General features: G+C 61.1%; 19 protein-coding genes. 4 read left to right on the top strand and 15 right to left on the bottom strand.

Annotation, left to right across the window (positions count from 1 at the left end; genetic code table 11):
- Positions 1 to 70 precede the first annotated feature (70 nt).
- The 3 genes from argF to GC127_RS17165 all read right to left on the bottom strand — a co-directional run bounded on the left by argF (position 71) and on the right by GC127_RS17165 (position 3,695).
- Positions 71 to 997, bottom strand: coding sequence for an ornithine carbamoyltransferase (gene argF / locus GC127_RS17175; protein WP_008283153.1), 927 nt, complete (start codon positions 995 to 997; stop codon positions 71 to 73).
- A 76-nt stretch (positions 998 to 1,073) separates the two neighbouring features.
- Entirely contained in the window at positions 1,074 to 2,249 is a 1,176-nt protein-coding gene (locus GC127_RS17170; protein WP_151979108.1) for an aspartate aminotransferase family protein, read from the bottom strand.
- 186 nt (positions 2,250 to 2,435) lie between these two features.
- The gene (locus GC127_RS17165) at positions 2,436 to 3,695 is read right to left on the bottom strand and encodes an MFS transporter (RefSeq protein WP_008283155.1); all 1,260 of its coding nucleotides are present in this window, start codon (positions 3,693 to 3,695) and stop codon (positions 2,436 to 2,438) included.
- Between the two features lie 163 nt (positions 3,696 to 3,858).
- Here GC127_RS17165 and GC127_RS17160 point away from each other — a divergent pair, with 163 nt between their 5' ends.
- From GC127_RS17160 to GC127_RS17150, 3 genes are read left to right on the top strand one after another with little or no spacing between them, the layout of a single operon-like run.
- Entirely contained in the window at positions 3,859 to 4,752 is an 894-nt protein-coding gene (locus tag GC127_RS17160) for a DMT family transporter (RefSeq protein ID WP_151979107.1), read from the top strand.
- 59 nt (positions 4,753 to 4,811) lie between these two features.
- Positions 4,812 to 5,204, top strand: coding sequence for a hypothetical protein (locus tag GC127_RS17155; RefSeq protein ID WP_151979106.1), 393 nt, complete (start codon positions 4,812 to 4,814; stop codon positions 5,202 to 5,204).
- Positions 5,201 to 6,151, top strand: a complete 951-nt coding sequence (locus tag GC127_RS17150; protein ID WP_008283158.1) for a sterol desaturase family protein — start codon at positions 5,201 to 5,203, stop codon at positions 6,149 to 6,151. The genes GC127_RS17155 and GC127_RS17150 overlap by 4 nt, the downstream gene beginning before the upstream one ends.
- A gap of 107 nt (positions 6,152 to 6,258) precedes the next feature.
- Here the strand turns inward: GC127_RS17150 and GC127_RS17145 are convergent, their stop codons facing one another.
- The 3 genes from GC127_RS17145 to cysS all read right to left on the bottom strand — a co-directional run bounded on the left by GC127_RS17145 (position 6,259) and on the right by cysS (position 10,262).
- The gene (locus tag GC127_RS17145) at positions 6,259 to 7,041 is read right to left on the bottom strand and encodes a squalene/phytoene synthase family protein (protein ID WP_151979105.1); all 783 of its coding nucleotides are present in this window, start codon (positions 7,039 to 7,041) and stop codon (positions 6,259 to 6,261) included.
- A complete protein-coding gene (gene cimA / locus GC127_RS17140) occupies positions 7,038 to 8,657 on the bottom strand; it encodes a citramalate synthase (RefSeq protein ID WP_151979104.1) in 1,620 nt (539 codons plus the stop codon). The genes GC127_RS17145 and cimA overlap by 4 nt, the downstream gene beginning before the upstream one ends.
- Positions 8,658 to 8,876: 219 nt before the next feature.
- Complete coding sequence (cysS, locus tag GC127_RS17135; protein WP_151979103.1) at positions 8,877 to 10,262, bottom strand: cysteine--tRNA ligase; 1,386 nt, start codon at positions 10,260 to 10,262, stop codon at positions 8,877 to 8,879.
- A 390-nt stretch (positions 10,263 to 10,652) separates the two neighbouring features.
- On the opposite strand from cysS, the gene GC127_RS17130 reads away from it, so the two are divergent.
- Positions 10,653 to 12,191, top strand: coding sequence for a trimethylamine methyltransferase family protein (locus GC127_RS17130; RefSeq protein WP_081506353.1), 1,539 nt, complete (start codon positions 10,653 to 10,655; stop codon positions 12,189 to 12,191).
- A 131-nt stretch (positions 12,192 to 12,322) separates the two neighbouring features.
- Here the strand turns inward: GC127_RS17130 and GC127_RS17125 are convergent, their stop codons facing one another.
- From GC127_RS17125 to GC127_RS17085, 9 genes are read right to left on the bottom strand one after another with little or no spacing between them, the layout of a single operon-like run.
- Positions 12,323 to 14,023 (bottom strand): transducer-like protein, TlpC, encoded by a 1,701-nt coding sequence (locus GC127_RS17125; RefSeq protein WP_254700152.1) that lies wholly within the window; start codon positions 14,021 to 14,023, stop codon positions 12,323 to 12,325.
- Positions 14,024 to 14,040: 17 nt separating this feature from the next.
- A complete protein-coding gene (locus GC127_RS17120; RefSeq protein WP_008283165.1) occupies positions 14,041 to 15,147 on the bottom strand; it encodes a chemotaxis response regulator protein-glutamate methylesterase in 1,107 nt (368 codons plus the stop codon).
- A gap of 6 nt (positions 15,148 to 15,153) precedes the next feature.
- Positions 15,154 to 15,996, bottom strand: a complete 843-nt coding sequence (locus GC127_RS17115; RefSeq protein WP_008283166.1) for a protein-glutamate O-methyltransferase CheR — start codon at positions 15,994 to 15,996, stop codon at positions 15,154 to 15,156.
- Positions 15,993 to 16,544, bottom strand: a complete 552-nt coding sequence (locus GC127_RS17110; protein ID WP_050775796.1) for a chemotaxis protein CheW — start codon at positions 16,542 to 16,544, stop codon at positions 15,993 to 15,995. Before GC127_RS17110 ends, GC127_RS17115 begins: the two co-directional genes overlap by 4 nt.
- A complete protein-coding gene (locus tag GC127_RS17105) occupies positions 16,516 to 18,171 on the bottom strand; it encodes a methyl-accepting chemotaxis protein (RefSeq protein ID WP_151979101.1) in 1,656 nt (551 codons plus the stop codon). Before GC127_RS17105 ends, GC127_RS17110 begins: the two co-directional genes overlap by 29 nt.
- An 18-nt stretch (positions 18,172 to 18,189) precedes the next feature.
- Positions 18,190 to 18,672, bottom strand: a complete 483-nt coding sequence (locus GC127_RS17100) for a chemotaxis protein CheW (RefSeq protein WP_008283169.1) — start codon at positions 18,670 to 18,672, stop codon at positions 18,190 to 18,192.
- Positions 18,669 to 20,594 (bottom strand): chemotaxis protein CheA, encoded by a 1,926-nt coding sequence (locus GC127_RS17095; RefSeq protein WP_199861275.1) that lies wholly within the window; start codon positions 20,592 to 20,594, stop codon positions 18,669 to 18,671. Before GC127_RS17095 ends, GC127_RS17100 begins: the two co-directional genes overlap by 4 nt.
- Positions 20,591 to 20,953 (bottom strand): response regulator, encoded by a 363-nt coding sequence (locus GC127_RS17090; RefSeq protein ID WP_008283171.1) that lies wholly within the window; start codon positions 20,951 to 20,953, stop codon positions 20,591 to 20,593. The genes GC127_RS17095 and GC127_RS17090 overlap by 4 nt, the downstream gene beginning before the upstream one ends.
- Positions 20,950 to 21,273, bottom strand: a complete 324-nt coding sequence (locus GC127_RS17085; RefSeq protein ID WP_081506357.1) for an STAS domain-containing protein — start codon at positions 21,271 to 21,273, stop codon at positions 20,950 to 20,952. The genes GC127_RS17090 and GC127_RS17085 overlap by 4 nt, the downstream gene beginning before the upstream one ends.
- Between the last annotated feature and the right edge of the window lie 42 nt (positions 21,274 to 21,315).

Here is a 21,315-nt window from a genome sequence, read left to right as displayed (position 1 = left end):
AACAGCCTCAAAACAGGCTAAGCGCTTTGGCGCGGCGATTGCAAGCGCGCAGCACTTGGGCGCGGCGCGCTTAGACCCCGAGACACCAGCGCATCACGGCCTTTTGCGCGTGCAGGCGGTTTTCGGCCTCGTCAAAGATCACCGATTGCGGCCCGTCCATCACCTCGGATGTCACCTCTTCGCCGCGATGCGCAGGCAGGCAATGCATGAAAAGCGCATCAGGTTTGGCCGCCGCCATCAGCTTGTCATTGACCTGATAGGGGCGCAGCATGTTGTGACGCCGCTCTTTGGTGGATTGGCTGTCGTGCATGCTGACCCAGGTATCGGTGACAACCAGATCGGCCCCGTCCACCGCCTTGAACGGATCGCGCTCGATGGTGATAGTGCTGCCGGCCTTGCGCGCAAGGCCGATAAACTCGGGCTCGGGATCCAGCTGCATTGGGCCGGTAAAGGTCAGGTCGAAGCCGAATTGCCCGGCGGCATGCAGCATGGAGGCGCAGACATTATTGCCATCCCCCGACCAGACCACCTTTTTGCCTTTGATCGGGCCACGATGTTCTTCATAGGTCAGAATATCGGCCATGATCTGACAGGGATGGGTGCGGTCGGTCAGGCCGTTGATCACCGGCACATCGGCATGTTCCGCCATTTCCAGCAGCACGGATTCGTCAAAGGTGCGGATCATGATCAGATCGACATAGCGGCTCATGACGCGGGCGGTGTCGGCAATGGTCTCGCCATGGCCCAATTGCATATCAGCCCCTGAGAGCACCATGCTCTGCCCGCCCATCTGCCGCACGCCCATGTCAAAGGAAACGCGGGTCCGCGTAGAGGGTTTTTCAAAGATAAGCGCCACCATGCGCCCCGCGAGCGGCTGATCATCATCCGGTGTGCCGCGCGGGCGACCCTGCCGCGCCTCTTTCATCCGGCGGGCTTGGTCAATCATCGCCCGCAGGTCGGTCTCGGTGGTTTTGTGAATATCAAGAAAATGGGTCATGGTCGGATCGCTTTTCGGTGGGAGGTTCGGTGGGGGTCAACCCCCACACCCCCGGAGTATTTCGGGAACGATGAAGTTACGCAGTCTCTAGCGCGGTTACCGCCGCATCAAGGCGCGTCACTGCCTCGGCAATTTCATCATCGGTGATGGTCAGGGGCGGCAGCAGGCGCAGCACATTGTCGGCGGCGGGAACGGTCGCCACAAGGGCCGCATAACCGGCCTGCACCACCTCTGTGTTGGGCACCCGGCACTTGAGACCGAGCATAAGGCCCATGCCGCGCACGGCCTCGAACACCGTCGGATGCGCCGCCACCAGACCTTCGAGCCGCTGGCGCAGGAACGCGGCCTTGCGGTTGACCTCGGCCAGAAATTCAGGCGTCGCAATCTCGGCCATCACGGCACAGCCCACCGCGCAGCCCAGAGGGTTGCCGCCATAGGTCGAGCCATGGGTGCCCGCCGTCATGCCCGATGCGGCATGCTCGGTGGCCAGAACAGCCCCGAGAGGAAAGCCGCCCCCGATGCCTTTGGCCACCATCATGATGTCTGGCGTCACCCCTGCCCATTCATGGGCAAAAAGCCGCCCCGTGCGCCCCACACCACATTGCACCTCGTCGAGGATAAGCAGGATGCCGCGTTCATCACAAAGGGCGCGCAGCCCCTTGAGACATTGGTCCGGCAGCGGGCGGATGCCGCCCTCGCCCTGCACCGGCTCGATCAGGATGGCGGCGGTATGATCGTCAATCGCCGCATGCAACCCGTCGTGATCGCCCCAAGCCACATGTTTAAACCCCGGCAAGAGCGGGCCAAAGCCCTTGGTCATTTTCTCTGACCCCGCCGCCGCAATTCCCGCCGAAGACCGGCCATGGAAGGACCCCTCGAAGGCGATGATATCCGTACGCTCCGGCTGGCCCGCCTCGTAAAAGTGCTTGCGCGCCATTTTGACCGCCAATTCGCACGCCTCGGTGCCGGAATTGGTGAAAAAAACCGTATCGGCAAAGGTGGCGGCGACAAGACGGTCGGCCAGCTCTTGCTGGGCGGGAATCTGGTAAAGGTTCGAAGTATGCCAGAGCGCCTCTGCCTGTTTGGTCAGGGCCGCCACCAGCTTGGGATGCGCATGCCCCAATGCATTGACCGCGATGCCCGCGCCCAGATCGAGAAAACGTCGCCCGTCCGCCTCGATGAGCCAAGCCCCCTCGCCCTTGACGAAAGAGAGCGGCGCACGGTTATAGGTTGGCAGGATCGAAGGGATCATGGCGGTTTCCTTGTCAAACAGGCCCTTTGAGTGCCGCATGGGCGGGGCCGAGTCAATCACTTGGAGATTTGGCATTTGGCAGGTTGGCGCAGCAAAGCGCCGGGATCACGACCGAAAGGGTCGTCAGACGCGGGCGCGTCGACGTCGCAAACAGGAATATGTGGTTTGCGTGATCATGGCCGCGCTCTAGCCGGTTTTGCGTGTCAGGGGAAGTGAAATGTCAAGCTTTGGTCCCGGCTCGATCGCCACACGTGCCGCGCCAAGGCGCGGGTGCAGTTGCCGCGCCAGATGCCAGCACCCCACAAGTGCCACACCCGTGACCGCAAAAATCCCCGGCAACGGCGCCACCAGCAGCACAAGCCACGCCGCCCCCGGCGTAAGAATGCCCGAAACATCGCGAAAACTGGCGTAGATCGCCGACATCTCGGTGCGCTCGGATGGCTTGACCGCCATCAGAAACGGCAATCCCGCAGAGACATCAAGCAACACCAGAAAGACCGAGGCCACGGCAAGGCTTGCCACTGTGACCCATGGCAGACCGCTGAGGATCGCCGCAAAAACAAACAGCAGCCCAGACACAAGAAAGCCCGCCCGCACGGCGTGGCGGATAGACCGCCGCTGCATCCAGCGCAGCATGAAGGGCGTGAGAAAGAGCATGCCGTTCGAGGCTGACAGCAACATGCCGCCCAGATCCTCGCCCAGGCCCTGCTGAACGGCAAAGATCGGCAGATAGACCACATAGGCCCACCACCCGCAGGAGCGGATGACCGCAAATATCCACCCTGCCACCAGCCGGGGCTGGGCAAAGAACCGGGGCATCCATGCCAACGGGTTGGGGGCCGGACGGCGCGCGCGCGTGATCAGTTTGCCATTTCCAAGCCGCAGGTAAAGAAAAAGCGCCATCATGCTCAGCGCCGCCAACGCCGCGATCATGAATGGCAATGGCCGCCAAATCCCCAAGAGTGTGACGCCAAGGAATGGCCCCACCGTCCAGCCCAGCGCGCTGTAAAACATGCGCGAGGTCTCGCAGCGGCCCAGATCGGACTTGGCAATGAAATCGAGCACATAGGCATTGAAGCAGACAAAGACCGTGACTGTGGCCGCCGTGATCATTGCCAGCGCCGCGATCATGCCCAGCGCCCCACCCTGCGCGCCCATCGCAGCCCCGCCCGCGAACATCGCGCAGCCGGTCACATAGATCCAGCGCCGTGGCATGAACCGCGACACAAAGGGCACCATCAGGCCCGTGGCCAGCGACAAAAGGCCGACCATGAAATAGATCTCAGAGACAAGCGCCGCATCGCGGAGCGCGCGATACATCTCAAGCGGCATGACCGAAATCAGGATGCCGCGCGCCATCGCCTCGGTGCCCGCCAAGGTGGCAAAGCCGCGCACAGAGGGCGTGGGGGCGTGGCGGAGCCATTCGGGAATGCGGCGCTGGTGCATGGAGTCGTTCCGATTTTTCGTAAGACTGATCACGGATGCGCAACGCGTGATTGGCAAACGACGACATCCTGTCGTTTTTGTCTCGCCGCTTGAAAACTTTCTTGAGGCGGCCCCCTGAAACGGTGACTTGCGGCCAGCGCAGCAAGCGGGCAATGCTGCGGCGATGTTCATACCCCGCGCCTCGAATCCGGGCCTCGCGGCCCTTCTGACCGTGTTGGCCGCTGCCTTGCTGGCGGGCACCACGCTTTTGGCCAAGGCGCTGGGCACCGACACGCTTGGCCCGCCGCTGCATCCGCTGCAGATCAGCCATGGGCGGTTTCTTTTTGCCTTGCTGGCGATTTCCGTCACGGTCGCGCTGGTGCGGCCACGCTTTACGCGCCCGGACCTGCGCACCCATGTCAAACGCTCGGGCCTGGGCTGGGGCGGTGTGACCCTGATGTTCGCGGCGGCCGCCTATATCCCGCTGTCCGACGCCACGGCGATCAGCTTTCTCAACCCGGTGCTTGGCATGATCCTCGCCATTCCGCTCTTGGGCGAGCGTGTCGGACCGGTGCGATGGGCGGCGGCGGTGATTGCCCTGACGGGGGCCGCAATCCTGATCCGTCCCGGCAGTGGCGTGGTTGAAACCGGCGCATTGCTTGCACTTGGCGCAGCGCTCTGTCTTGGGGCAGAGCTGATTTTCCTCAAGCGCCTCTCGGGGCGCGAAGGGCCTTGGCAGATCTTGCTTGTGAATAACGCGATTGGCCTCAGCATCGCGACGCTGGCGGTGATCTGGGTCTGGGCACCGCCAACCCCCGCCCAATGGGCAGCCCTTGCCGCGCTCGGCGGCCTGATGGCGCTGGCGCAGATGGCCTTCGTCAATGCCATGGCGCGGGGCGATGCCAGCTATGTCGCCCCGTTCTTTTATACTGCGCTGATCTTTGCCGGGCTTTATGACGGGCTGGTGTTCGGGGTTTGGCCCGACATCACCTCGATCACCGGTGCGGCGGTGATCCTCTGCGGGGCGGGGTTGCTGATCTGGCGCGAAGGGCGGCGGCGGCGCGTGCCGGTGACGTAACGCCGCCTTTGACAAATAACCCCCAGCTTGGCCTAGATACCGATCAAGGGAGAGGGCTCATGCCACTGATCATTCTGTTGCCGATGGTCATTTTGGGCATCGCGGGCGTCGCGGTGCTTTTGCATGTTCTGGGCTTGTCGCGTCGGGCTATCCTGGCGGATGATGCGGCGGCACGGGCGGCATGGCTGCGCGAATTTCCCGAAGACACACCCACGCGCATCCGACGGTGCCACACGCACAACGCCGCGCTGATCGAGACAGCCCGCGGCCTTGGCGTGGTCTGGCCAATGGGCGCAGACACCACCGCCCGCTATCTGAAGGGTGCGCGGGTTCGGCAGGGCAAATCCGGCCTTACGCTTGATTTGCCCGACTATACCGCCCCCCGAATTCACCTCAGACTGTCCCCCGATGAAGCCAAGACGTGGCACAGACTATTGGAGTCTTGCGCATGACCGATGCTCTGACCTATCCCGACGTGGTCACCTGGGCTGTGCCGTTCTTTATCGCGGCGATCCTTGCAGAGCTCTTGTGGATCGTGATCCGGGGGCGTGGCGGCCGCTATGAGACGCGCGATGCGCTGACCTCGCTCTTGATGGGGGCGGGCAATGTGGCCGAAGGCATCGTGCTGGGGTTTGTCGCCTATGGGTTTTTCATGGTGCTGTGGCAGATCACGCCGCTTGATCTGGGGCATTCGATCTGGGTGATCCTGCTCTGCTTTGTGCTTGATGATCTGCGGTACTACTGGGTGCATCGGTTCGGGCATCGCATCCGCTGGGTCTGGGCAAGCCACGTCAATCACCACTCGTCGCAGCATTACAACCTGACCACGGCGCTGCGGCAAACATGGACCGGCACCTTTACCTTTATGATGATCGTGCGCGCGCCCCTGATCCTGTTGGGCTTTCACCCGGCCATGGTGCTTTTCGTGGGCGGGCTCAATCTCATCTATCAATTCTGGATCCACACCGAGGCGATCGGCCGCCTGCCCCGCTGGGTCGAGGCGGTGATGAACACGCCCTCGCATCACCGGGTCCATCACGGGCGCAATCCGCGCTACCTTGATTGCAACTATGCCGGGGTGTTCATTATCTGGGACAAGATGTTTGGCACCTTCGTGCCGGAACTTGACCGGGAAAAAGTGGATTACGGCCTAGTCCACAACCTCGGCACGTTCAACCCGCTGCGGGTGGCCCTGCACGAGTGGATCGGCATCTGGCGCGATGCAACGCAGCCGGGGCTGACATGGCGCGAGCGGTTGAACTATTGCCTCATGCCCCCCGGCTGGAGCCATGACAACAGCCGGGGCACATCCCAGACCATCAAGGCGCGCTATCTGGCCACCCATCCCGAAGAGGCGGGCACGCCGGGGCTGCCATCACCGGGAACCCCCATTCGTTAGGCGTGTTCGCCGTCGCCCGGTGGTACGATTCTTGACCGAACGCTCGAAAATCGCGAGGGTACAGTCGCGATTGGCCCGCAAATGCGCCCGCTCTTGGCCTGATCCGCCTACCAGCGCCCCGACAGAGCGCGCACCATCAGGCTCAGGCGCGCGCGCGCCGGTGCCACCGCAAGCCGTCCTTCAGCCACTGCGCGCGGATCACGCGCCGCTTGTCGCAGCAGCGGCCCCGCCAGCCAAAGCGGCAAGAATGCCGCCCCCGCCATGTGGGACACCTGCCCGCGCGCCCTGCGCGCCCGGCGCAGGCGCACCAACCCATCCTTGGCCAAGGCTTGCACCGCCTCGGGGCGACCATCCACCAAAGGCTTGCGGCCTGCCGCCTCGAGCGCCGGAATGGCCCGGAACCAATTGGCAAGGCCCAGCGCATAGCCCGCATCCCGCGCCACCTCGGGCGCAGCAGGGCCAAGCGCCCGTACTGCGGCTTGCATGAGATTGCCCGAGGTGGTCTCGATATACTGCGTGAACTGGGCTGCATCCTCGAAGGGATCACGCGCGATATCCCATCGCCGCGCCTCGACCAGATCCGCCAGTAGCGCGGCACCGGGCGCGTCGAGCACATGCGCCAAGGGTGTCACCACCTCGTGCCGCCGCACCAGACCGCCCGCCGCGATCTCGTCCAAGGCATCGGCCCACCATTGCAGCCGCATCTCGGCGATCATCGGCTCTTGCGTGACCCAAGGCGCGCGCGCCACCTCGAGGTTGAACGCATAGACCGGGAACAGCACCGACCGCGCGGCGACCGGCGCGGCCATTGCGGCCATGAAGCGGTCAGGATCAGCGCGGCGCACCAGATCGGCGCAGGCGGTCAAATCCGCGTCAAACCGTTGGCTCACGCCGCGCCCTGCCCGTGCAAAAGCTTCCAGTTGATCGCATCGAGCAGCGCCTCGAAACTGGCGTCTACGATATTGGGGCTGACCCCCACCGTGGACCAGCGCCGCCCCTGCCCATCCTCGCTGTCGATGATGACGCGCGTTGCGGCCTCGGTGCCGCCTTGGGTGATCCGCACCTTGAAATCCACCAGCCGCATATCGTCGATCTGACCCTGATAGCGGCCCAGATCCTTGGCCAGCGCCTTGGCCAGCGCGTTGACCGGCCCCCGGTCGCAGCCGTGATCATCCATCGACTCGGATACCGACAGTTTCTTGTCGCCGTCCACCTTGACCACAACCACCGCCTCGGACAGGCTGACCATGCGGTCATATTTGTTCTTGCGGCGCTCTACCGTCACCTTGTAGCGCTTGACCTCGAAGAAAGCGGGCATCTGGCCCAGTTCCTTGCGCGCGAGGATCTCGAAACTCGCCTGCGCGCTGTCATAGGTATAGCCCTCTTCCTCGCGCGCCTTGATCGTCTCCAAGAGGCGTGCCAATGCCGGATCGCCCTGCTCCACCACAATCCCCGCCTCGCTCAGACGCTGGCGCAGGTTCGATTGCCCGGCCTGATTGGACATCGGGATGATGCGCTGATTGCCGACGCAGGCCGGATCTACATGCTCATAGGTCGAGGGATCCTTGAGGATGGCACTGGCATGCAGCCCCGCCTTGTGGGCAAAGGCCGAGGCCCCCACATAGGCCGCCTGCCGCAGAGGCACGCGGTTGAGGATTTCATCCAACTGTCGGCTGATCGCGGTGAGGCTGCGCAATCCCTCAAGGCTTACCCCGGTCTCATACCGGCTGGCATATGGCTCTTTGAGCAGCAACGTCGGGATCAGCGTGGTGAGGTTGGCATTGCCGCACCGCTCGCCCAGACCATTGAGCGTGCCTTGTATCTGCCGCACGCCCGCATCCACCGCCGCAAGGCTGCCCGCCACCGCATTGCCGGTGTCGTCATGGGTGTGAATGCCCAGACGGTCGCCGGGAATGCCCGCCGCGATCACCTCAGAGACAATCCGCCCAATCTGCGGCGGCAGCGTGCCACCATTGGTATCGCAGAGCACGATCCAGCGCGCCCCCGCCTCTAGCGCGGCGCGCAGACATTCAAGCGCATAGGCGGGATTGGCGGTATAGCCGTCAAAGAAATGCTCGGCATCAAAGAGCGCCTCGCGCCCCTCAGCGACCAGATGGGCGATGGATTTGGCGATGTTGTCGGTGTTATCCGCAAGGCCGATGCCAAGGGCGGCGGTGACGTGAAAATCATGCGTCTTGCCCACAAGGCAGACGGCAGAGGTGCCCGCGTTCAGCACAGCGGCCAGCACATCATCGTTTTCCGCCGACCGCCCCGCGCGTTTGGTCATGCCAAAGGCGGTCATCGTGGCGCGCGTTTTCGGGGCGTCGTCGAAAAACGCGCTGTCGGTGGGATTGGCCCCCGGCCAGCCGCCCTCGATATAATCCACGCCAAGGCGGTCAAGCGCTTGGGCGATCTGGATTTTCTCCTGCGTGGCAAAGCTCACGCCCTGCGTCTGCTGCCCGTCGCGCAGGGTGGTGTCGTAGAGATAGAGGCGGTCTTTAGTCATAGTGCGCATACCTCTCCACCAGCACCCCGCGCGGAATCAAGGCACCGCAGGTGCCGCCGCGCAGCGCCCGACCGCCCCCCCGGGCGGGCGCTTTTGCAACGTCGCACATTGCGCGACCGTTCAAGTATTTGGCACCATAAAGCGCCGACCACAGCCGTTGCAGCGCCCCCCCGGCGGTCGGGCACCGCGCGGCTTGTAGGTCGTCTGCGGAACGGCGCATCACTTCAACGCCTCCAGCTTGGCGGGGTCGAACCCTGCTACAGGCACGAGTTCTACGTCGTCTTTGCTGATGCGCACTTCGACACCAGCCTCAATCAACGCAGTCTTTAACCGATCCACATCGGAAAAATCTCTTTTCAGCAAAGCAAGCTGCCGAGCTTCGATGAAACGGCTTCTAACGCATTCAACTGTCTCTCGCTCACTCTCTTGAATGAGTGAAAGCACTTCATCGTTGATCGTCCTTATTCCCATCAGCTCCATGCCAGCAATCAGTCCCGGTATGTCACCAATATCCGCGAGCTTTCTAAGCTCGGTAATTGCAAGTGGTGTATTCAAATCATCACCAATTGCGTCCAATATCTGAGGTGGCACGGGTCCCGGCTTGTTATTTCCTTTCATACGATGCCACTTGCCCAGTTCCTTTTGTGCGATTTGCGCCTTCTCCGCCGTCCAATCCATCGGCTTGCGGTAGTGCGTGATCAGGAACACAAACCGGATCACCTCGCCCGGTATCCCCTGATCCAGCAAATCCCGCACGGTAAAGAAATTGCCCAGAGACTTGGACATCTTCTTGCCCTCGACCTGCAACATCTCGTTATGCAGCCAGACCTTCGCAAATTCTCCCTCGGGGTGGGCGCAGCAGCTTTGCGCGATCTCGTTTTCGTGGTGCGGGAACATCAAATCATTGCCGCCGCCGTGAATATCAAAACTCTCGCCCAAAAGCTCATGCGCCATGGCAGAGCATTCGATATGCCAGCCCGGTCGTCCGCGCCCCCAAGGGCTGTCCCATCCCGGCAAATCATCGCTCGACGGCTTCCAGAGAACGAAATCCATCGGGTTGCGCTTATAGGGTGCCACCTCAACCCGTGCGCCCGCGATCATGTCATCAACCGAGCGGCCCGACAGCTTGCCATACCCCTCGCGCCAGCTATCGACGGCGAAAAGAACATGGCCCTCCGCCTCATAGGCATGGCCCTTGGCGATCAACCCTTCGATCATCGCCACCATCTGCGGAATATACTGCGTGGCGCGCGGCATGTGGTCTGGCTCCAGCGCGCCCAAGGCCGCCATATCGTCGAGAAACCATTGCGTTGTTTCCGCCGTGATCTCGCCAATCGAGCGTCCGCTTTCAGCGGCCCGCGCGTTGATCTTGTCGTCCACATCGGTGAAATTGCGCACATAGGTCACATGCTCGGCCCCGTAGACATGGCGCAACAGGCGGTAGAGCACGTCGAACACCACCACGGGGCGCGCATTGCCCAGATGCGCCCGGTCATAGACCGTCGGACCACAGACATACATGCGCACGTTTTTTTCGTCGAGAGGAACGAAAACAGGTTTGTCCTCATCGCGTTTCAGGGTGTTGTGCAGCTTGATCGGTGTCATCTTGTCCTCGCGCGCGGTCCCGCGGCGGGCTTAGCAACTTCGTGATCGCTTGGAAACACAAGACCGGCCCGCCCGAGAAAACTCAGGTGTAAATGCAGCAGATAATACAGGGGGCGGTGCTCATACCCCCTCGTAGCCTCGGCCCTTGCCCCCGTCAAGCGCGACGATCGAGGTCGCATTTGCGACACGCGTCGGATTTGGAACAGACAGGCCAGCCAGAATCATATGCTCTTTGACTATCTGTTGGAGAACATCATGCACCCACGCAGCAAGATCGCGCTCGTTGTCCGCACCATCGGTGCGGAGCGGGGCCGTGCCGCGCGCGGTGGCCCTGTGGCGGCCTGAGCAGAGCAAAACCAGCCCGTTCTTTTCCAGCAGGATACCCAAGACATGACCGATACAATTACGCGCCGCGCCGGTGGCCGCGCTGCCCGCCGTGAGGCCCGTTCCAACCCGCTCGCTGCCAATCTGCGCCCGGTCCATCCGGGCCAAGAGGGCGGCACCTATCACCCGCTGAGCAAGGCGCAGATGGACCGCATCCACCACGCCGTGCTGGATGCGCTGGAACAGATCGGCCTTGCCGATGCGCCCCCCTCAGGCGTGGCCTATCTGACAGGGGCCGGCGCGATCCTTGGATCTGACGGGCGTATCCGGTTCCCACGGGCGCTGATTGAGGACACGATTGCCAAGGCCAACCGCGAGATCACGCTCTTTGGCCGCGATCCGCGCCACGATATGCTGTTGCAGGGCAACCGCGTGCATTACGGCACCGCCGGGGCGGCGGTGCATGTGGTCGAGGTCAACACCCGCACTTACCGCGAAAGCACCGTGCAAGACCTGCATGACGCCGCGCGCATCGCGGACCAACTCGACAATATCCATTTCGTGCAGCGCCCCATGGTTTGCCGCGATATCGTCGACAACCGCGAGATGGACCTCAACACGCTTTATGCCTGCTGTGCAGGCACCACGAAACATGTCGGCACCTCCTTTACCGAACCGGGATTTGTCGCCGATGCAATCGAGATGCTGCATCTGATCGCAGGCGGTGAGGATAAATGGCGCGAGCGGCCTTTTGTCAGCAACTCCAACTGCTTTGTCGTACCGCCGATGAAATTCGCCACAGAATCCTGTCTGGTGATGGAGGAGTGTATCCGCTTGGGCATGCCGGTGCTGCTTCTCTCGGCCGGCCAGGCCGGGGCCACCGCCCCTGCCCCGATTGCCGGGGCGATCGTGCAGGCAACGGCGGAATGTCTGGCGGGCCTCGTCTATGTGAATGCGGTCAAGCCGGGGTTTCCGGCGATTTTCGGTACCTGGCCCTTTGTCAGCGATCTGCGCACGGGTGCGATGTCCGGGGGATCGGGCGAACAGGCGCTGCTGACGGCAGGCTGCGCGCAGATGCACAAGTATTACGGCCTTCCCGGTGGCGCGGCGGCGGGCATCGCCGATGCGAAATTGCCCGACATGCAGGCAGGCTGGGAACAGGCAACCTCGAATGTCATGGCAGGCCTTTCGGGCCTTAACATGGTCTATGAGGCGGCGGGGATGCATGCCTCTTTGCTGGGGTTCTGCCTTGAATCGCTGATCCTTGGCGATGACCTTATTGGTCAGGCGCTGCGCTGCACGCGCGGCATCGAAGTGGATGAGGACACGCTCAGCCTTGAGGTGATCCGCGCCACCTGTATCGGTGGCCCCGGTCATTACCTTGGCGCGGAGCAAACGCTGGGGCGGATGCAGACGGATTATCTTTATCCCTGCATCGCCAACCGCTCGTCGCCCAAGGAGTGGGACGAGTTGGGCAAGCCCGACCTGATCGCCAAAGCCACGGAAAAGAAGCTGAAGATCCTGTCGGAACGGGCGGCTGCCCGGTTTGATCCGGTGACGGACGCGGCCATTCGTGAACGGTTCAAGATCCACCTTCCCGCTTGAGAAGTGCCCTGTAGGCCACTGAATAAACAGCAAAAACGCGCGCATCATCAGAGTGCGCGCGTTTTAACTTTGTGCTGAACCATGGGGGCTGGGCGCGGACATCGCATCAGGCAGCGCGCCGCCCATCACCCTCAAAAGAAGATATCCGCCAATTCGTCTCCGGGGGCTTGCACCGCGATTTCGGATGCGGAGGCAGGTGTTGCCTCACCTTCGAAAATGCGGTCGTGGATCTCGCGCTCGGCATCCATCGTGTAAATCGCGTAAAGCTGGCTTAACCGATCCTGTTCAGAGGGCTGCACGTCATACCGGCTTTGATCCGCATTTTCATTTGAAATCAAACCATTGAAGCCTGTAATGAAAGTGCCGAGCTCTGCCTTGGCCGCGACCAGCGACGACAGCGATGTCTCGCTCGCGTGAAGCGCGATCTTGAGCGCGTCGCCCTTGATGGCACAGCCCTGTTTGGTCGCAAGAACCGCCTGATCCGTGGCATTCAGCCGCTCGGAAATCTCCTGCGCAAACCCCACCGTGCGAGACATTTTGTCATCCGCCGACGACACATCGGGCATGGTCGTGGCAGCAAGCGCGCGCGTCGTTGTGGCGATCTGGTCAAAGATCTCGTTGGATATCTTGGTCAGCGACAAGACCTGACGCGAGAGTTCCTGAAGCGCGCCCGCCTCTGAACCCATGTTGCAACACACAATGAATGTATTGAGGCCAAGCATCCGAATATGATGATCGAGCAGCCCCATTTCAGCCGCGATGGTCTGGATCGACCCGATGTGGTCCTGTGTGGTTCGGCCAATCCGGTGCAGGACATCCAGATTTGACTGGCTGGATTGCAGCGCGCTCGACAGCCGGTTGGCACAGGTGATCATCGCCGAAACCCGCTTTCTCTGGGTGTCATTGGGATCAAGATAGACCTGTTCCGCCGCCCCGAGAACCTGATCGGATTTCCGACGTATGGCAGCAAGCCGCACCAGAACAGACGCGACATCGCGCGCCATTTCATCCCGACTTGCCTCGGCCTGACAAATCGCCAGATAGCCCAGCCCATCGCTTGCCTCTGGCCGCTCTTGGGCCAGAGCAGCCCCAAGAGAGGCGCGGGCGATCACCTCGACATGCTCCAGCCGCTGGCGAACAGAGTCACCTGTCTGAAGTTCACCGACGATGGCAGAGATTTCTGCAAAGATGTCCCGCATCCCGGCTTCGATTACAGCATTGCCAGTGGCCAATTCATGCCGGTCCAGTTGAATTTCGCTGATTTGCGCCTCGAGACCATCAAGCGCCGGCATGACCCTATCCTTCATATCCCGCGAGAGGTTCAAAGAGATCAGATCAAGATCCGCCATCTCGACCTCGATGATCTCGATATGGGCTTGCAGGGATTTGAGTTGCTCGTCAGCAGAGGCCGCGATGCGGGCCAGCTCGATCGAGAATTCGTCAATCTTGGATTCCTGCCTTGTCAGCGATTTCCCCAGTATCCGCGAAATCGGGGCCGAGGCAGACATCGTGCGGATAACCACGGACAGATGGCTGACATTGCTCTGGATTTTGCGGATACCCGCACGCAGGGTTTCGGCCATCTGGACAAAGGCCTGCACATCCCCGCTGATCTCTGCACTGTGCTCGACAGAGTTCAGGCAGAGCATCCGCAGCGTCTGGGTCTCTTCCGGTCCCAGAACCACGCTGAGCCGCGCGAGCACCTCGCGCAGTTGCATAAGGTCCTCCACGCTTGTCCCAAGCCCCTGCCCGGCCCTTAGAAAGATCGCCTCGATAGTGCCCGTCGCCTTGCGGAGACAGTCGATATAGGCGTTAGACAACAGGGTTCGCATGGCAGGATTCATCCGGTCTACCTCGCACGCAACTGGTGGGTATTGGCAAAGGCGGAAATTGCGCCCGGAACCTCGGAGAGAGCGACAACGCGCGTCGCGGCCCCCATGCGGATTGCCTCGCGCGGCATGCCAAAGACGACGCAGGTTTCTTCGTTCTGCGCCAGGGTCGTGGCCCCCGCCTCGCGCATTTCCCGCAACGAGCGCGCGCCGTCATCGCCCATGCCCGTAAGGATGATCCCGAGCGCGTTATGTCCTGCGGTCTGGGCGGCGGATCGAAACAGAATATCGACCGAAGGGCGGTGCCGGCAGATATACGGACCATCCACGATCTTGACACCATACCCGCGCCCCTGCCGGACCAGCATCATGTGGAAATTCCCCGGCGCGATCAGCACCTCGCCGGGATTGCACAGATCGCCATCGGCCGCCTCTTTGACGTTGACACGGCACAGCCCGTTCAGACGCCGCGAGAAGGCCGTCGTGAACCCGGCAGGCATATGCTGAACGATCACGACTGGGGGGCATGTCACCGGCAGGTCCACCAGAACCGAGCGGATGGCCTCTGTGCCCCCGGTAGAGGCCCCGATGCAAACGATGGGCGAGGTATGGGCGATGTTTTTGGGCCGCGCAGGCGGAATCAGAGCATCCGCCAAAAGCTTGGTGCCGGTCTCGCGGGGGGGCGTCACCCTGCGGGCCGCTTTGTGGCCGGATTCCGCAGCCGCGTGGATCGCGTCGCAGATGGCGATAGCGGATTCCTGAAAATCCGCATCCGTTTTTGGTGCCGGTTTCGAGACAACCTCGACCGCGCCACTGGCAAGCGCCGTCAGCGCAAGGTCTGACCCGGCTGCGGCATGGCTGGAACAGATCACCACCGGAATTGGCCGCTGCGCCATGATCTTGCGCAGAAATTCCAGACCGGACATGCGCGGCAATTCCATATCGAGCAGCATGACATCGGGCAGGCCCGATTGCATTTTTGAAACTGCGATGAACGCATCCGCCGCGGTGCCAAACAGTTTAAGGGTCGGATCAGTTTCCACAATCCGCATCAGCATGGCCCGCGCCGAGGCGGAATCGTCAACGATCAAGACCGAAATCTGAGGTTTGCAGGCTATGTCCAGCATCGCGGTCTACTCTTTTTGAAACACAGCCGTGGCAAGCTGCTTAAGATTGGGTTGTTTCACGGTCATGGATTCAGAATGTCCAACCACCAGATACCCTTGCGGTGTCAGGTGGCGGGCCAGCCGGGCGATCACCCTGGCTTGGTCCTCGGGCTCAAAGTAGATGAGCACGTTGCGCAGGAATATGATGTCCACGTCCTGATCCACGGGATATGTGTCATCCATCAAGTTGAGATGAGTAAAGTTAGCCTTGCTTCTCAAGGCTGGCACAATCCGTGCCATCCCGCGCATATCTTCGGAGTGACCTTGCATAACATACCGCTTGCGCAGGGCAGAGGGCACAGGCGCGAGGGCCTCTGTCGTGTAAATCGCGCGCTTGGCGGCCTCGACCATGCGGGTGGAAATATCCGTGCCGAGGATGGCGTATTGAAACCCGGCCCCGTTGCGCACGGCTTCTTCCAGCAGCATAGCCGTCGTATAGGCCTCGGACCCATCCGAACAGGCCGCACTCCAGAACTTGACATCGACAGGTTTGTTGAGCCGCTGCTTGCGCCGCAAAATCTCGGGCAGCATGTCATTCATGAGGCAACGGAAATGGGCCGGTTCCCGAAAGAAATCGGTCTTGTTGGTCGTGATGAGATCAATGACATCATCACGCTCCGCACCGAACCCGCCGTCCTCAAAAAGGTGGCGGTAATAGTCCTCTAGAGAGTTGAAACCAAGGCTCTGCACACGGCGGCGAAGGCGACTTTCGATCATCACCTTTTTACCAGACGGCAGTTTGATCCCGGTTTCGCGGGAAATCACCTCTGCAAAGTGGTCGTGATAGGATTTGGCACGGGACAGGCTCATGTCAGCGTAAACTCTTCTGAAGTCTCGATCGCGCGTTGAGACGCGAATTCTGGGGTCTTGCGCCGGACACCCTCGCTAAACAGCTTTTCGAGGTTGAGAATGCAGACAAAGGTGCCGTTGCGGCGCCCGATGCCCGTCAGCACATTTTCATCCCAAGTGGTGATGCCCGCATCGGCGGGGGATTTGATCCCGCCCGCGTCCAGCTCTGTTACTTCGATCACCCGCTCGGTTTTAAGACCGACGGTCGCGCCATGTTGGCCATTCACAAGGCTGAGGATAAGAATGCGCGTCTCGGATGTGTCCTCGGTCGGCCCTCGGGACAAGAGCTCTGAGAGGTCTGTGACGGCGATGCTCTCGCCGCGCACGTCAATCAGACCCAAAAGTTCTGCCGGGCTATTTGGCAGCGGAGCAATCGGTTGCGTGTCGAGGATCTGCCGCACCCGGTTTACAGGGACAGCAAAGAGCGATCCGCTCGATTGAAAAGTTACGACTTGAGTGTTCTCGTTCATTGCACCAGCCTCACGCTGCATCGCGCGATGCAAAGCCATGATCGAGATCATCCTTGTTCGCACCGTGATTGAAAGAAAAGCCGCCAGAGGTCCGCGAGGATTTGCTCGAGCTGGCTTGGACTGCTCGGGTGGCAGGACGGGCCGGGACAGGGTTTTCCTGCACAGCCGCAGCCTTTTCTGCCAAGACAAAGTAGGACACCGCAACCTGCAACTGTTCGGATTGGGTCGACAGTTCTTCGGCTGTGGCAGATAGCTCCTCAGCCGCCGAGGTGTTCTCTTGTGTCACCTTGTCGAGTTGCTGGATGGCCAGATTAACCTGCGTGGCACCGGCAGCCAGTTCCTGCGAGGCCGAAGAGATTTCACTGACAAGCACCGATGTGCGTTCGATATCGGGCACAAGACCTTGGAGCATTGACCCGGCATTCTCGGCTGACCGAACCGTGGTCGCCGACAGGGCAGAGATTTCAGCCGCTGCTGTCTGACTGCGTTCGGCCAGTTTGCGCACTTCAGCCGCGACAACCGCAAAGCCGCGCCCATGTTCGCCAGCACGCGCCGCCTCGACCGCCGCGTTGAGCGCCAGAAGGTCGGTTTGACGCGCAATCTCTTGCACAACAATGATCCGGTTGGCGATATCCTGCATCGCGGTGACAGCCTCGGCCACGGCCTTGCCACTCTCGCGGGCATCCTGCGCGGATTTGACGGCCATACGCTCGGTTTCAGCGGCGTTTTCCGCACTCTGTTTGATATTGGCCGACATCTGCTCGACCGAGGACGACGCCTCTTCGGTGGACGAGGCCTGCTCGGTGGCCCCTTGCGACAATTCTTCCGATGTGGCGGCCATTTGCTGACTGCCCGAGGCCACGTTGCGGATGGCGGATGTGACATCCCCCACAACATCGCGCAGCTTGGCAACCATCGTATTGACCGACTGAAGAAGATCGCTGACCTCGTCATTGCCGCGAATGGCCACGGTTCTGGTCAAGTCGCCTGCGGCGACCCGACCCGTGATGGCGATAGCGCTTTTAAGCCCCTTGGAGATCGAGAGCGTGACCCAAGCGCCCGCACCGACACCGATCACGATGGAGGCGGACATCAGCAACATCAGGATGTTGCGGGACGTGCTGAATTGCTCGTTGGTTTGCACCACGACCTCTGCCACGCCATCCGTGTTCATCTTGCTGATCTTGTCCAGAACGCCCTGCATCTCGCGCCCTCGTTGCACACCCTCGGATTGGAGGTAGCGGGCGGCCTCTGACTGCTGGTTCATGTCCTTCATGGACATGGCTTTGGCGTAGACACTCAAAAGCTGCGCCTCGACCTTGGTGTAATCGTCCAACAAGGTCCGACCTTCGGGGCTGGCAATCGCAAAGAGCTTGTCGAAAAGCACCACCTTCTTGTCTATGGCAGCCTTGATCGTTTTCTGAAGGTCACGTTTATCAAGGGCAGAGTCGGCCAAGAGATAGGAACGAATATCACGCTGCATTTGAACTTGCTCGGTGATCAGCGCCTCTGATGCCATCACACGAGCGACATTCTCGTTCATGATGTTATTCAGGCTGTGATTGAACTCTGCCATATCCTTCAATGCCAGGATCATGGCACATCCAGCCATGCCCAGAACCAATAGGAATGTCGCGGTCAGTTTTGCCTTTATTGTCAGTCTCATGATGTAACCTTTGAAAAACTAGAGAGCGTTGGCTGTCGCGATATGTGCGGCAAAGATGTTGTTGAGGTCAGGCAGGATGGTGATGCCTTCGGGGCCTTGGACGAGGCCCCGCACATAATCGGCAGGCCAGATCGTGCCCGTGGGTGGCAGGGGTTCGATGCGATCACAGTCGATCGTCACCACTTCGCGCACCTCGTCGGCGGAGACACCGACGGTGATCAGTTCGTTTTCAATCGGCATTTGCAGAACCAGAACGCGCGTGTTTTCATCGACAGGGGGCGTGGGAATGCTGAAGATCACGCGCAGATCGGCCAGAGGCACAACCCCGCCCCGCACATTGATGACCCCCTGCGCGAACGCCCCGCCATGGGGCACGCGGGTAACGGGAATTGGCGAGAGAATTTCCAGTACAGCACTGGTCTCAATCGCGAAAATTCGCTCTCCAAGGCGCAGGGCAACCACTGTCAGGGTCTTGGCCGATCTGTTGAGGTCTTTGGTCATGCTGCTTTCTCGATTTTTCTGAGGTCGGTCCGGGCAAGCTCCACAAGATTGCCAACTTCAAGCACCAGAGCGACCGAGCCATCCCCAAGTATCGTCGCCCCAGAGATGGATTTGACGCCCGCGTGCAAGCGCGACATCTGTTTGACGACGGTTTGATTGGTGCCAAGGATGCGGTCGACCGCCAGCCCGACCCGCAGGCTGGCCGCAGAGACCACGATCACATTCTGCAAGGTGTTGCGTTCCTCGGCACAGTCCAAAAGCGTTCGGAGCCGCAAGAAAGGCACCAGAGAATCGCGTATCTGCAAAAAGCTAGAGATGGTGTCCGCCCCAGCATCGCTTGCGGGAAGTTCCACGATCTCTTGCACCGCCGCCATCGGAATGATGTAGCGATCGCCACCCACCTCGACGAGAAGCCCGTCGATGATCGACAGCGTGAGCGGCAAGCGCAGGGTTAAGGTTGTGCCATGGCCCGGCTCGGACGAAATCACGATCCGGCCTCTCAGACCTTCGACCGTGCGTTTGACCACATCCATGCCAACCCCGCGCCCCGAAAGCTCTGTGACTTTGGCCGCTGTGGAAAATCCCGGCTCGAGGATAAGCGCGAACAGCTCGGCCTCGGACGGCGTGGCGTCCGGCGTGAGCAAGCCTTGATCAATGGCCCGTGCCCGCAGCTTGTTGCGATCCAGACCGCGCCCGTTGTCCTTGACCGAAATCACCACCTCGGCCCCCAGATGTTCGGCGCTAAGCTCGATAGTCCCGCAATCCGGTTTGCCGGCGGCGGCGCGCGCCTCATCGGTTTCTAGCCCATGATCAATCGCGTTGCGGATGATATGCACCAGCGGATCACCCAGCCGTTCGATCACGGTTTTATCAAGTTCGGTATCCGCCCCGGTGACAACAAAATTGACCGTTTTGCCCAAACCTTCGGAAAGGTCATGCACAAGGCGGCGGAACCGGCCGATGATCGAGCTGATGGGAACCATGCGGATGCTCATGGTGGTGTCGCGCATCCGGGCAGAGAGGCGCTGAATATCCTCGGCGGCAGCCATGATCGAAGGATCTTTGCTGCTGTTGGCCAGAGCGCTCAGGCGGGCCTCGGCGATGACCAACTCGCCCACCTGATCCATCAACTCGTCCAGACGCTCGGCGGGCACGCGCATCGTCGCACTTTGCTGGGCAGGTTGAGGGCCGGTTGGCGCAGCCTCGGTAGGTTGCGCAGCAACGGCGACATCCGCCACAGGCGCCGCAAGATTGACGAGGTTGAACTCCATGTTGCCCTCATGGAACATGAAAACGCTCTTGATGTCGTCCTCAGGGGCCGCAGCGGGCAGATCCATGGACCATCCCAATAGGCAGGCCTGCGCCTCGATCCGGTCCAGAGACGGAATGCGACGGATGTCCGCCACAAGGTTGGTGGCCCCCAGCCCGCGCAACTCGTCCAAGAGCACCTCAGGCCGCGCGCCAAGCGCCAGGGCATCCGAGGCCAGCCGAAAATCCAACCGCCATCCGGCGTCAGAAGATGTCTCCGCGAGGGGTTCGCCAAGCGCCTTGTCGGGGCTTACGGCCTGCTCAAGATCGTCCAGGATCGCCTGACGTGCGGGGGTCAAGGCGGCCTCTCCGGCCAAATAGCCCTTGATCTCATCCGCAGCGCGCAGCGCCACGCGGATCAGCGAGGCACTGACCTTGATCTCACCCGAGCGGATCTTTTCAAACGCGGTTTCGAATTTGTGGATGAAGGCGGCAAGGTCCGTAAACCCGAACATCGCACCAGACCCCTTGATCGTATGCAAATCCCGAAAGGCCGCGTTGATCAGGTCCATGTTGTTCGGGTCAGCTTGCAGCCTCAGCAGGCCCTGTTCAAGGCTTTCAATAAGCTCTCTGGCCTCTTCGAGAAAGACCGCAGAAATGTCATTGTCCATCATCCCAGAACCTTCTGAATGACGCTCAGCAGTTGCGCCTGTGAAAAGGGTTTGACCATCCAGCCAAGGGCACCGACCGAGCGCGCCTCTTGCTTCAGCGCATCGGCCGAGTCGGTGGACAAGAAGATGACAGGGATACCCTGACTGCTGGGATGGGCGCGAAAGGCGCGGATAAAGCCCAGACCATCCAAGTTCGGCATGTTCTGATCGGTCAGAACCGCGTCAATCTTGAGCGTGGTGGCCTTTTCCAAAGCGTCCTGCCCATCGACGGCCTCGATGACATTATAGCCAGCCCCGCGCAGGGTCAGGCCAACCATTTGCCGGATAGATGGGGAATCGTCGACTGCCAAAACCGTTTTCATGCCGCCACCTGCACAGTCTGAGCGTCCCTGATCCCGACAAGAACGCCATTCTCGACCACCAGCAAAGGCAAGAGCCCGAGCCGGTCAAACGCGGTTTCCAAAACGCTTTGCGCAGGCATGTCGACGGCAAACCGATGCGCAGCGCCCTGCGCTGTCACAAAGGCCGACACCAATACCTGAATGGTGGCGGCATCAATGCTGACGAGTTTCTTGGTGCATAGGGTGACATCGCCCGAGATCAGGGCGGTGCTCAATTGCTTTGCAAGATCGTCTGCCGCGGCGATCTTCAAATCCCCCGTCAGAGGCAGTTTCTTGGTCATGGGGTCTGTGGTCCGTTCTTGGGGACAGATCCGAAAGGGTCG

The organism is Roseovarius sp. EC-HK134, assembly GCF_902498815.1.
GTDB classification, from domain to species: Bacteria; Pseudomonadota; Alphaproteobacteria; order Rhodobacterales; family Rhodobacteraceae; genus Roseovarius; species Roseovarius mucosus_A.
The sequence above is the reverse complement of the archived record's forward strand: the minus strand, read 5'-3'. Positions and strand labels throughout refer to the sequence as shown.